The sequence below is a fragment of the Sanguibacteroides justesenii genome (assembly GCF_003204205.1).
GTDB lineage: Bacteria > Bacteroidota > Bacteroidia > Bacteroidales > Marinifilaceae > Gabonibacter > Gabonibacter massiliensis.
The window spans coordinates 1-12,727 of record NZ_QJPL01000010.1 but is presented as its reverse complement, the minus strand read 5'-3'; the positions used below and the strand labels follow the sequence as shown (position 1 = coordinate 12,727).

Annotated in this window: 9 protein-coding genes and 2 pseudogenes; 9 read left to right on the top strand and 2 right to left on the bottom strand. The window is 39.7% G+C overall.

Going from position 1 to position 12,727, the window contains the following annotated elements; genetic code table 11:
- Positions 1-40 precede the first annotated feature (40 nt).
- Positions 41-511 (top strand): annotated as a pseudogene (locus DMB45_RS13330) (metallophosphoesterase family protein); the annotation flags it as partial.
- A gap of 7 nt (positions 512-518) precedes the next feature.
- Here DMB45_RS13330 and DMB45_RS15095 read toward each other — a convergent pair.
- Positions 519-903 (bottom strand): annotated as a pseudogene (locus DMB45_RS15095) (type I restriction enzyme HsdR N-terminal domain-containing protein); the annotation flags it as partial.
- A gap of 1,093 nt (positions 904-1,996) precedes the next feature.
- On the opposite strand from DMB45_RS15095, the gene DMB45_RS13315 reads away from it, so the two are divergent.
- Both DMB45_RS13315 and DMB45_RS13310 read left to right on the top strand, forming a co-directional pair.
- A complete protein-coding gene (locus tag DMB45_RS13315; RefSeq protein WP_235375110.1) occupies positions 1,997-2,566 on the top strand; it encodes an RNA polymerase sigma-70 factor in 570 nt (189 codons plus the stop codon).
- Positions 2,567-2,648: 82 nt separating this feature from the next.
- Positions 2,649-3,035 (top strand): hypothetical protein, encoded by a 387-nt coding sequence (locus tag DMB45_RS13310; RefSeq protein ID WP_041504416.1) that lies wholly within the window; start codon positions 2,649-2,651, stop codon positions 3,033-3,035.
- Between the two features lie 142 nt (positions 3,036-3,177).
- On the opposite strand, the gene DMB45_RS13305 is transcribed toward DMB45_RS13310, so the two are convergent.
- Positions 3,178-3,504 carry a cupin domain-containing protein gene (locus tag DMB45_RS13305; RefSeq protein WP_041504417.1) on the bottom strand — a complete coding sequence of 109 codons (327 nt, stop codon included), beginning with the start codon at positions 3,502-3,504 and terminating at the stop codon, positions 3,178-3,180.
- A gap of 310 nt (positions 3,505-3,814) precedes the next feature.
- Between DMB45_RS13305 and DMB45_RS13300 the strand changes: the two genes are divergently transcribed.
- The 6 genes from DMB45_RS13300 to DMB45_RS13275 form a co-directional block, all read left to right on the top strand.
- The gene (locus DMB45_RS13300; protein ID WP_052634861.1) at positions 3,815-4,990 is read left to right on the top strand and encodes a FecR family protein; all 1,176 of its coding nucleotides are present in this window, start codon (positions 3,815-3,817) and stop codon (positions 4,988-4,990) included.
- Positions 4,991-5,075: 85 nt separating this feature from the next.
- Positions 5,076-8,441 (top strand): SusC/RagA family TonB-linked outer membrane protein, encoded by a 3,366-nt coding sequence (locus DMB45_RS13295; protein ID WP_041504418.1) that lies wholly within the window; start codon positions 5,076-5,078, stop codon positions 8,439-8,441.
- Between the two features lie 17 nt (positions 8,442-8,458).
- Positions 8,459-10,045, top strand: a complete 1,587-nt coding sequence (locus DMB45_RS13290) for a RagB/SusD family nutrient uptake outer membrane protein (RefSeq protein WP_041505152.1) — start codon at positions 8,459-8,461, stop codon at positions 10,043-10,045.
- Between the two features lie 24 nt (positions 10,046-10,069).
- Positions 10,070-10,828: a DUF4843 domain-containing protein gene (locus DMB45_RS13285; protein WP_041505153.1), complete on the top strand. Its 759-nt coding sequence runs from the start codon at positions 10,070-10,072 to the stop codon at positions 10,826-10,828.
- A 20-nt stretch (positions 10,829-10,848) separates the two neighbouring features.
- Positions 10,849-12,426 (top strand): PKD-like family lipoprotein, encoded by a 1,578-nt coding sequence (locus DMB45_RS13280; protein ID WP_160289622.1) that lies wholly within the window; start codon positions 10,849-10,851, stop codon positions 12,424-12,426.
- 26 nt (positions 12,427-12,452) lie between these two features.
- On the top strand, positions 12,453-12,727 hold a 275-nt coding region (locus DMB45_RS13275), incomplete at its 3' end, for an ATP-binding cassette domain-containing protein (RefSeq protein WP_146216452.1).

Sequence of the window (12,727 nt, the reverse complement as noted above, 5' to 3'; positions counted from 1 at the left end):
CAATATAATATCTTTAGTCGTCCAAATCAAAAGAAAAGCAATGATACGAATCGGACTTTTATCGGACATCCACGCCTGGTGGGACGAGCGATACAAACAATACTTTGCTGAATGCGACGAAATCTGGCACGCGAGCGACATCGGTTCCGCCGAGGTAGCCGACCGCCTTTCGGCATTCCGCCTCCCGTGCGCAGTATATGGCAACATCGACGGCCAGGACCTGAGACAACGCTTTCCGTTGTTGAATCGTTTCACCGTAGATGGAACCGACATACTGATAAAGCACATCGGAGGCTATCCCGGCAAGTACGCCCCTTCCATCGTCGGCACATTGTTAGTGCGCCCGCTACGTTTGTTCGTCAGCGGACACTCGCATATCCTCAAAGTCAAATACGACCGCAGCCTGAATATGCTCCAGATTAACCCCGGAGCAGCCGGACGTTACGGTTTCCATAAGGTACGCACGCTGGTGCGCTTCTGCATCGACGTCGGAGAATTCAAAGACCTGGAAGCGAGAATGGAAACTCATCCATTCCGAAAGTTCTCTCCTTATCCGTCCGAAAGTCATGTTCCGCAAAACCTTCTCCGTTTGAACTGAAAGCAAAATTCACATCAAGCATTTAGCATATTCCATAGCCTGTTGCAGCCCATGCGAAACAGGGTGATTGGTGTTTTTAGTCTATAGACAGCTATGGGAGTTGCCTTGTTTGCATAGAGCACATAGTCTGCGAATTTCGGCTTTTCACGATGCACAAAATTACCATGCAAGTTGATTTTACCATCGGTAAACTTAACATGCTGTTCCATGAAGATACTATCTTTCGTCCATTAATTGCTAATGATGGCATAGTTGATATAGCGGAACTTTATATCTTCCTCTGTAAGCTCGTGACAGATGCCCATATTCAAATAATATTTATTATTATTTCTATGCTTAAGCATAGTTGACGTTTATGTTTCGCACTAAATACGGCTTAATTTCAAAACAGGTGTATTATATATCTTTTGATAAGAATATCATAGCTCTGTTTTTGCTTGTTCTATATTAAATTTGAGCATAAAAAATACACCAATATTTACGATGAAGGATACATGAAGCTGCAAAAATTGAATCCTTTGATATTTCAATGGAATCAATATTCAAAGCAATGGCAAATCTATGCTGTGATAGTTATTATTGCTTTCGGGAAACTAACAAGCAACGGGAACTTTACGGTACCATATTCATAAGAAAGCAATATATAACAATTATATATCAGACTTATATAGAATGTATTTCGGTTCAAGCGTGGGAACTGTTAGAGTTATCTGTTTCAGAGGTTCTGGTAAACCTGTGGTACAAGATAAAACGACACTCCACGCTAAACCTATATACGTTTTCATATATACGAAAAGCATGAACGTTTGTAACGCTAATCCCCGTATCACTTGAAATATATCAGATTTCTAAAAACGGGATAAAGCTAAACGCTTCCATAACCAAATATGCTTGTTGCTCGGTATTCCTAACAACACGACGGATATTGTTAATTTTAAGCATTCAACAAACGTTCATTAGGGTGTCACGTCACAAAATTAATATAAGTGTCTGATAACGCATTAAAAATTGTCCTTTCTTATGGTATTATTTATTTTTATTTTTTTCGATTTTGGAACGAGAGGGAGGGTTCTTCATGTTGATTTGGACGTTCGAGAACCGTCATCCGAGTTATCACGGGATGCTTCCGATTTAAGGTATGACGAGGGGAACTTATTTTTTTCTAAAATAGAGCGATTATAAAGATTAAATTTGATCTACTTTAAACCAAATTGTGTAGTTGCTGGTATTGGATATAATTGTAATAATATTTGATAATTTGTAGTTGATGAGTTGAAATAATTTTAATATTTTTGAAAATTCCAATAAATGGATTTTGTAAGCTAAAATAAAAACCGGGATTAAAGATATAAGGAGTTGATAGTTAAATCAAAGGAAGACAACATTTATATTGAGGGATTGAAAAAAAGAGATCCCGAAGCGTACGAAATAGTATTTAAAATGTACTATAAGGTGCTTGTCTTGTTTGTGGAGAGACATATTGGGGATCGGAATACGGCCAAGGATTTGGTTCAGGATATTTTTTTAAAATTGTATGAAAATAGTTCTTCTTTTCCGAATGATTTTAATTTGAAATCTTGGCTGTATTGTCTGGCCCGGAATGCCGCCATCGATTATTTACGACATTTGAAAGTAATGGATCGTAATAAGTTTTTGATGGCGGAAGCGATGCTCTACGCGGCCGATATTGATAAATGTGTGGATGAAAGATTGTACGCGAAGATACAAAGTGCAATCGAGACATTACCGGATCAATGTAAGCGAATCGTTTTAATGAGCGTTGTCGAAGGGAAAAAATATTGGGAGATTTCTAATGAATTGGGGATTACGATGAATACCGTCCGTACCCAGATTGCTCGCGGGTATAAAAAGTTGAGAGAACAATTGAGTGATGATAACATGGCTGTTTTCTTGCTGATGGGGTTGTTTGCGATTGCGAAAGAGAAGGAAATCGTTTGGCAAAATTAACGGGTACATCGAAATAGGAGTCTTTGAATTTGCATAAAAGAAAAGTCAAGATTAACTTTGAAAGTCATTTAAACAAAGAATAATGAAAAATATCGGTTTTGTCGGGTTAGTTATTTTTTTAGGGATGCTACTCTCTTGCAGTAAAGGGGAGGATTCTCCTTATAATTCGAAAAATGTGGAGTATGCTGTCGGTTTATCCGAAGATACGATCGTGTTGGGGCAGTCTGTGACGGTTTTAGCAGAAATAAATCAACCTTTATCTATGTCCGTTTACGTGGAAAAGAAGGATAAAATTCAAACTTATATAGGGAAAATAGAATCTCCTAAAGGAAGTTTGGAATGGACGCCGAAGCGGGAAGAAGTGGATTGGGGGGAGAATTATATTGTTGTCCGTGTCTATTATTCATCATCACATAGTATATCCAAGTATACACCGATCTATATAAAAGAATCCGTCGATGGGGATTGACGGATGGAGAAGGAATATGATTTCGGTACTCGTTATGAAACGGCTCTAAAATAGAGATATTTAGCCTGTAATGAAGTTTGTTTGCAGGTTGAATTGCCATTAGATCACTACCGATGGATTTATTTATCAGGGTTATTTCCGGTTATCCTTTGATCATCGTAAGTAACATCTTAAACCGTTCGACAGCATTTAGGGCGTGAGGAGTGTTTGCCGGCATGATAATCGCTTCGCCGATTCCTAAGATAAATGATTTTTTATCGATGTAAATTTGGGCTCTCCCGTCGAGAATTTGCACCAAAGCATCGAACGGAGCCGTGGGTTCACTTAAACTTTGTCCTTTATCGAAAGAGAATAGGGTGATATTACCTGCCTCATTCTTAATGATTTGTTTGCTGATGATACCCTGATCGGCGTATTCAATCATTTTTCCCATATTCAGGATACCTGCATGGAGATCTGTCGATTTCATATGATCTTTTTTTTGATAACGCAATAGAATGATTAGAGTTTATTTTATAATATTAATAATATTGAAATAATAGAAATATAGATAAAGTATAAAGTTGTCGGAACGTACGATTCATTTTTGTTAATAGGCCCGTTAAGGGGCTTCTTTTATGAATGTGCGGTATGCGCCAATAGCTTGTTGCCACTAATTTGTTGTATGGCAAAGGGGTATGATAAAAATATTTTTTCAAAAAAAATATTGAAAAATTTTGTCACACAAAACAAAAGGGTCTCCGTTTTAGAGTATAAAAAGATAAAAGTATTGTGTATAAATGGAGATTTCAACGATTCTAATTTATAGGAAAATAGAAGGAACCTTGTCGGAGGAAGAGAATCGGAGGTTTGAAACGTGGCTAAACGAGAGTAAGTTGCATCGGCGATACTTCGAAAAGATGAAGAGAATGAACGAGATGCCAAAAGCCCAACAGCTTTCAGAAGAAGAGATTGAGGCAGCTTGGATCGTATTTGCTCGTAAGCTGAAGAAAAAACAACGATTGAGCTATTTTCATCGGCCGATGTTTGTCTATTGGAGTGCCGTGGCCGTGATATGTATAGGGTTGTATATCTTTATTTTGTTGAATGTTAAAGATGACAAATCTTTAAGGGCTGTTCCTACTGTACATCGGATAACGCCAGGACACAGGGATGCCATTTTGTATTTATCGGATGGTAGTCAACACCGTTTAGGTAAACAAAATAATTCTTTCCAAGAAAAATCAGGTATTGAAGTAAAGGTAGATAGTACTCGTTTGGTGTATTCCGCTCGGATACAAAAGACGGACTCTATGCGGAAATTGATCTTTCACAAGTTGGATGTTCCAAGAGGTGGGGAGTATACGGTAGATTTGGAAGATGGAAGCAAGGTATACATAAATTCGGAATCTTGTTTGACTTACCCGGTTGCTTTTGTCGGAACGAGTCGTGAAATTTATTTGGAAGGCGAGGCCTATTTCGAGATACAAAAAGATACCCTTCGTCCTTTTATCGTGCATGCCGGGGACATGGAGATTACCGTTTTGGGAACGAGCTTTGGGGTGACTTGCTACAGAGACGAGGAGGAGGTGCATACAACTTTAGTACAGGGAAAGGTTGAGGTGAACTTTAAGAGCAAGTCGGGCCCTCTTTATATTTTGGAACCGGGTATGCAGCTCCGGTACGATAAGAAATGCGATTTAGTAGTGAAAAAGCAGGTGGATGTTCAGGAGTATGTAGCTTGGCATGATGGGAAATACGTCTTTAAGAAAAAGCGCTTGGAGGATATATTAACGATTTTATCCCGGTGGTATAACTTTACGGTCTTTTATCAAAATGCCGATGCGAAGGAAGCTTTGTTTTCTGGGGAGTTGAAGCGTTTTGATAATTTCAATTATATCCTTCATTTGTTGGAGGAGGTAGGTGATGTGAGATTTGCGGTGGATAAAAATGTAGTGAAAGTACGAAAACGATAAGACAGGAGAATCGTCTTCTCCTGTCTTCAAAGGAGATAAGTTTGCCGACTTGCTCCTTAGGTGTCTAATTTAACTATACAAATTTATGAAAAAAAGAAGAAAACTGTACAGACCTTTGCAAAAAAGGTGGTGTCGTAAGGTGCTATTATGTATGAAACCCCTTTGTTTATTTTTGTTAGTGTTCAATCTGGGATTGAATGCAGCGGTACATTCCCAAGATCAAAGAGTGAGTGTAAAATTGAAAGATGCCGGTATCGAAGAGTTGATTTCAGCTATAAAGAGTCAATGTGAGGTCGGTTTTTTGTATGACTATAATAAAGTGAAACGGGTTAATTCCATTACCGTTGATATGCAGAATGCTTTGCTAAAGGAGGTGTTGGATGCGGCGTTAAAGGGAACGGGCTTTAAGGCTGAAATAGAAAATGATATGATCATTATCAAAGAAACGGTTGCGAAAGATGAAAAGAAAGAAGTTCGAATTGCCGGTAAAGTCATGGATGAGAAGAAGATTCCGCTTCCCGGTGTTGCAATTGTGATTAAAGGTACACATTTGGGAACTACTACAGGTGTAGACGGAAAGTATTCGTTGAGATTGCCGGATGTGAAAGATATTACATTGATATTTAAGTTTTTGGGGATGGAAACTCAGGAAATTAAATATACCGGACAAGATACGATTAACGTAACCATGAAGGAGGAAAAGCAGAGATTGAAAGATGTGGTTGTAACGGGATACAACACGATACGAAAGGAGAGTTTTACCGGAAACGTGACTAAGGTAACCAAGGAACAATTAATGAAGACCAATAATAAGAGTTTGATCGGGGCTCTTCAAATATTTGATCCTTCTGTTCGTTTGAAAGACAACTCGATTTGGGGGTCTGACCCTAATGCTTTACCCGAATTCAATATCCGGGGTGAGTCCAGTATTGCTATGGCAAAAGGTTTGGATGTGGAATATGCCAAAAAAACACAGCGGACCAACGTCCAGGATAACCCGAATCTTCCGGTCTTTATTTTGGATGGATTCGAGGCGTCCGCTCAAAAAATATACGATATGGATATGAACCGTATCGAGAGCGTGACAATTTTGAAAGATGCTGCTGCTACGGCTATGTACGGTTCGAGAGCTGCGAACGGTGTGATCGTTATTACGACTGTCGCTCCTCAACCCGGGGAGATGAGAATTACTTATAGTTTCACGGGTGAAGTGGTATTACCGGATTTATCCGATTACAATTTGTGTAATGCTGCTGAAAAGCTGGAAGTGGAGAGGTTGTCCGGAGTTTTTTCCGATGATGTGTACGGGGAGATGGAATATAATAAGAAATTGACGGAGGTGTTGCGGGGGGTAGATACGGACTGGTTGGCTCTTCCTTTACGTAATGTATTTAATCATAAACATAGTTTCTATTTGGAGGGCGGTGTCGAAAGTGTACGGTATGGTTTGGACTTCAATTATGATAGTAACGACGGAGCGATGAGAGGATCGTATCGTAGTCGTGCGGGAGCCGGCTTAACGGTGGATTTTCGTTACAAGGACAAACTTCAGATTCGTAATTATGTCTCTTACACGATGACTCGCTCGGAGGATTCACCGTACGGAACATTCAATGAATACGCCAATAAACAACCTTATCTTGCTTATAAAGGTGATGACGGTAAATTGTTGTCCCAATTGACGGACGGAACTACGAATCCCTTGTGGAAGACCACGTTGGAAAGTTATTCCGGAAAAGGACATATTTATGATTTAACCGATAATCTGGATATTAACTGGTATATTTTGGAAGGACTTCAGTTTAAGGGGCAGTTTAGTGTTACGAAAAATGATTCCAAAACCGAGTCTTTTAAGGATCCGGACGATCCCTCTTACCAGTATACGGCAATTAAAGAGAAAGGGCAATTATCCCGTTCTTTGTCGACGGGATATAATTGGAATATAAACGCTATGTTTTATTATAATCGTGCTTTTGGTAAACATTTCGTTAATGCGACGATGGGGTTGAACATTAAGGAATCCAAAACGGAAGGTTATAATATGCTTTTTAAAGGATTCCAATTAGGAACGATGAATACTCCTGCCTTTGCGGCTACACAACCGGATAAAACGGACGTTTCCAGAAACCAAGACCGGTTATTTGCCTTTTTGGCTTCGGTGAATTATTCGTTGGATAATATCTATTTGTTGGATGCTTCTGTTCGTTTCGACGGTTCTTCTCAATTCGGGTCGGATAAGCGTTTTGCTCCTTTCTGGTCTGTCGGGCTCGGAGTAAATTTCCATAACTATAAATGGCTGCAAGATCACTGGCTTATAAGTACATTGAGGATTCGCGGATCTTACGGAAGTACGGGTAAGGTGAATTTCCAACCTTATACGGCCGTTACTACCTATGAAACGGATGCCGATAGCTGGTATTATACCGGTCCGGCGACTAAATTGGTTTATTTGGGAAATACGGATTTGACCTGGGAAAAGACAAATACATTGGATTTCGGTATTAACTTGGGATTTTTTAATGATCGTTATACTATAGAGGCTAACTATTACCACAAGAAAACAAATGATTTGATCGATCAGGTAACCATTCGTTCTTCATCCGGTTTCGATCAATATTACACCAATTCGGGTAGTGTGGTAAATAAGGGATTCGAGGTGAATCTAAGCGCTACCGTGTTTCAGAATGATAAATGGGTAGTTACTTTAACCGGTAATATGGCGGGTAATAAGAATGAGATTACCTCTCTCGGTAAATCGACGGAAGAGTATAATAGAAAATTGAACGAAGAGTACGATTCCAGTTGGCCTTCTTATGGAAGAGAATTCATGGCTACACCTTTTACCCAGTATTATGTAGGAGCTTCGACCACCGCTATTTATGCCGTACGATCAGCGGGCATTGATCCGGCAAACGGTAAAGAGAAATTTATCAAGAAAAACGGAACCAGTTCTTATACTTGGTGTGCGGACGATCAGGTTGTCGTGGGAGATCAAAGTCCTACCGCTAACGGAACTTTTGGAATCAATGTGAATTATCGCGGATTTTACGTGAATGCTTATTTTTCTTACCAATGGGGCTCCCAGTCTTATAACGAAACTTTACGGGCAAAAGTGGAGAATGCTAATATAAAGGATAATAACGTGGATAAACGGGTTCTTTCACAGAGGTGGAAGAAACCGGGGGATATTGCGCCTTATATCGATTTGACTAATAATACGACAACCAAACCGACTTCGCGTTTGGTTCAGGATGATGATTATCTGACGTTTAGCAGTTTATCTGTCGGGTATGATTTCAAAAGAGAATTGTTGCAAAAAATTAGCTTGACCTCTCTTGGAATCCGGTTCAATGCAAATGATTTATGTAGGTGGTCAACAATAAAAGAAGAGCGGGGAACCAGTTATCCGTATGCTAAGAATTATAGTTTTACCATTAGTGTAGGTTTCTAATTTTTAAGATTAATCATATGAAAATTATAAATATAATAGTAGTATTGTCTGCTTTGACTCTCGCGTCTTGTGAGGAGTGGCTGGATTTGAAACCGGATACTCAGGCGACCGAAGAACAAGTTTTCTCAACATCGGCCGGATATCACTCCGTATTGAACGGATTATATAAATCTATGGGATCCTCTAATTTGTACGGGGTTGAATTGGCATTTGGAATGGTGGATTGTATGTCTCAGCAATATTCTTTGAAAATTGCCAACAACGTGACCAGTAGGCAACTGTATATCGACGCGGGAGATTTCAATTATACCAGCAGTTATTTAACACCGACGATTGAAGCCGTGTGGTTAGCAGCTTTTAATGTGATTGCCAATGCCAATAATCTGATACAAAATGTGGAAAACGCATCCGAGGATTTGTTTAAGGAGGGAAAGATGGAGAAAGATATGATCTTGGGTGAAGCTTATGCCTGTCGGGCTTTGATGCATTTTGATATGTTGCGTCTGTTTGCACCGGCGCCGGTACATGATGATAACCAGATATATGTTCCTTATGTCGATCGTTACCCGAATATTCAAGCGAGCGGTATAACCGTTACGCCTTTTTTGGAGAAAGTAATTACCGATTTGGAAAAAGGACGGGATCTGGTAAAAGAGTGGGATACTTCGGAGATCGGTGTCGGTTTGCAGATTACGGGTAAAGCTCGTTTTAATAATCAATTTTCTTTTGGAACCGTTATCTATGATGATTATTCGAACGGTTCAAAAATAGATGCTTTTTTTAAAGGAAGAGGCTATCGTTTGAATTATTATGCCATTACGGCATTGTTGGCCCGTGTATATCAATATGCCGGAAAGCATCTGGAGGCTTTTAATTGTGCCAAGGAGATTATGGATTTCCAAGTGAAAGATTACTACGGACTGCAATCTGCTTTTGGAAAGGATGATTACAATGGAATTCGTAGAGGCGATTGGGATTCCAAGACCGATTTGAAGGTTATCTCTAATTTGATTTTTGCCGTGTACAATGAAAAGGCGTATAACGACTTAGGCCTGGAGTATTTCTTTAAACGGGAATTTTATAGCGGTTCCTATCCGACGTGGTTGGTTATCAATCAAGATGTACAAAAGATATTTTATACCCGAGGAGGAGTTGATGAGTCTAAAACTGACTATCGCGCTCTCAATATGATCTTCTACGCGACTAACAGCAATGGGCAGTATCCGATTTCTGGAAAATGGTTTATCAGTGAGAACGAGGAAACCCGGGACGAAAATCTATGTGTTCTTCCCGTTATCCGGGCTACGGAAATGCGTTATATCATGGCTGAATATCATGCACGTAACGGAGACTTCGGTGAAGCTCAGAATATATTGAACGATATTCGGGAAAAGAGAGGATGTACGGAAAAAATAACGGTTGGTAGTTGGAACGATTTTGTAGATGAATTGATCAGAGATGCTCGTCGGGAATGGATTTCCGAAGGACAGCTTTTCTATCTGTACAAGCGTTTGGATGCTAATATCGATTTTGGAAAAAATGTTGTACGTCCGATGAGTCGGAGCGAGTATTTGGTACCGATTCCAAGTAACCAGAGTTTATAATTATTGATTGTAAAAATAGAAATTATGAAAAAGTATTTATTTCCACTTTCCATCTTAATAACCCTGTTCTTCTTTTCTTGTGATGAAGATAAGGTTTTGACATTCCATGATGGGCACGAAATATTTTTCGATAAGTTTTATATGAATGCCTTTTCTCCCGGAACGGAAGAAGCAGATTCCACGGTAACCTCTTTTTTCTTTTATCCGGAAGGAACGACGGACATAACGGTTCCTGTTGAAGTTCAGCTTTCAGGAACTCCTTTGACTTCTGAGATTAAGTTCGGATTGAGGGTCATAGAGGAGGAGACAACGGCTAATCCGAATGAATACGATTTGGATGATTTTTACGTTTTCCATACGAACACCATAGGAGAAGATGCTAAGGTGATAAAAGATACGATATATATCAAGTTGATTAAATCGGATCGTTTAGATGATCTACCGGAAGGTGTACGCCTTGTAGTAGAGTTGGTTCCGCCTGATGGCGTGGGCTTGGGACAGGTAGAACGCAGACGGGCGAAAATTATTATGACTTCAGTTGCGATGCAACCGGAGTGGTGGACACAGGAGGTCGTGGACGGATTGTTAGGAAAATATTCGCAAAAGAAATACCAGCTTTTCTTGAATAATGTTGATAAAGAGGCTCGAATGGGGAAAGAGTTGATAGAAGAACATCCGGATGAGGCGATCAAATTGGTAATGGAATTTAAGGAGTGGTTGGCTGAACAGCCGATAGAGGACATTACCGACATTGATGGTAGTATAATCGAAGTTGCAATTTAATCTGATTAACAATGAATTCTATGAAAAATATAGTTTTATTAGGTTGTCTTCTTTTAGCATCTCTTTTGACTGGGTGTTTTAAAGACGAAGGTAATTATACATATAAAGATTTGGGACTCGCTCCGAAATGGATCATAGACCCGAATACCGAGCCGATACGAATCAACGGAACGCAAGGTGAAATGATGAAATTCATGCCTCAAGGCAAGGATTTTACTTTTGGTGAGGATTCTGTGGCAGCATTGGATATTTTCCGGTATGAATGGGAGGTCAACGGTACAATTATCTCGGAAGAGTCCAATTTCGAAATGAAAACGGATACCGTGATGGCAAGAGCGAATTTAAATAAAGCCGAAACAGGCGTAACCGGAATATTACGTATTATCAATAAACAAAATGGTATTACCTATATAGGAAGAGCTTATCTTGGGTTCCGGCCGAAATTTTATATCGGAAGTTTTGTCGTGGTGTCTGATAAAAATACGGATGCGACCAAATGTTCTTATTTCCGTTTGAAAACAAGATACGACGGTCCTAATTTGGTTTACGAGTATTTTATGGAAGATGATCTTTATTATCAAATGAATGGGGAAGATATTCCGGGTAAACCGCTTAAGATACGGAATTGTTTGGCACCGCATATTTCGTCTACTTCGGGAGCTTCTCTTATTACGACGACAGAAGGAGTATACCAGTTAAATAATGAGACGTTTACGATGTATACCGATATGAAAGACGAGTTTTTGAATGGAACTCCGGATAATTTTAAGCCGGCTGATGCGTTTGACAACTTGCGTCTTTCCTGTATCGCTACGCAAGACGGACGTATTTTCAAAAGACAAATGTCAGAGAATTATTTGACCGGAAAATACTTGTCAGATCCTTATTTTATTGATAGCAAGGGATATAAAGTAACTAAATTTAGTACTTACGTGTCCCGGGATCGTGAGCCTCTTTGTTTTGACGAGAAAAACAGAAGGGTATTGATTATCCAATCCGAAAATAATGGTATGAATGCTACAATACGTCCCTTGGTTAAGGGTGACGGAAATTATTATCCTTTTCCTCTTTGGGAGATTCCGGCCGATGTGGATGTAATACACTTGTGTCCGACTTATGATCGCAAAACTTATGTGTCCGGGAATGCTATTTATTACAATCAGGGAGGTAAAACCTACAAGTATGATTTCAGGTTTAGCTCTTCCGATATGAAAGTGTTGGAGAACACGGAGTCGGCTCCCGTTGCTTTACCGGTGTATTTGACGTCGGAGGACATACTTATGACCTTCGGATGTTATTCCGGTCCTGCGAATAAAATGGTTTATGCTAAAGGCAATGAAATACATTGTATTAATTTCGGGGAGAATTATTCGGATAAACTATGGATCTCTGTCGATTCTAAAGTTACGGTACTACTATATACTGTTGTTTATAATAGTTATAAATATATGGTTGTCGGATGCGAGAATGGAGATGTTATGGTTTATGCTGTCGATAATGAGTTGCTTACTTATAGATTGGTATCGAAAGCGAATGTCGGAGGAAGAGTTGCGGGTATTAACGAAACCGGTTTCTATTATGGAGCGGATACCTTTTAATCACTATTATAAAGTAAATCTATTGTATGGAAGAATCAATCGTAAAAGTTGAGAATTTATCCCATCGTTACACGATCCAGTGGGCGGTACGGGATATCAATTTCGAGATTACCCGGAACGGAATTTACGGTTTGCTCGGCTCCAACGGCGCGGGCAAGTCGACCACGATGAATATCATGTGCGGTGTTTTACGCCCTACAGAGGGAAACGTTTATATCAAGGGAGTGAGTATCCGGGAGAACCCTGTAGAGGCGAAACGGCATATCGGCTTTTTGCCGCAGACGCCGCCCTTGCACCCGGA

What these genes read in the sequence shown, in the direction of transcription:
- DMB45_RS13295 (WP_041504418.1), top strand. Translation starts at nt 5,076, where the DNA reads ATGAAAAAAAGAAGAAAACTGTACAGACCTTTGCAAAAAAGGTGGTGT.
- DMB45_RS13305 (WP_041504417.1), bottom strand. Translation starts at nt 3,504, where the DNA reads ATGAAATCGACAGATCTCCATGCAGGTATCCTGAATATGGGAAAAATG.
- DMB45_RS13310 (WP_041504416.1), top strand. Translation starts at nt 2,649, where the DNA reads ATGAAAAATATCGGTTTTGTCGGGTTAGTTATTTTTTTAGGGATGCTA.
- DMB45_RS13300 (WP_052634861.1), top strand. Translation starts at nt 3,815, where the DNA reads ATGGAGATTTCAACGATTCTAATTTATAGGAAAATAGAAGGAACCTTG.
- DMB45_RS13285 (WP_041505153.1), top strand. Translation starts at nt 10,070, where the DNA reads ATGAAAAAGTATTTATTTCCACTTTCCATCTTAATAACCCTGTTCTTC.
- DMB45_RS13290 (WP_041505152.1), top strand. Translation starts at nt 8,459, where the DNA reads ATGAAAATTATAAATATAATAGTAGTATTGTCTGCTTTGACTCTCGCG.
- DMB45_RS13280 (WP_160289622.1), top strand. Translation starts at nt 10,849, where the DNA reads ATGAAAAATATAGTTTTATTAGGTTGTCTTCTTTTAGCATCTCTTTTG.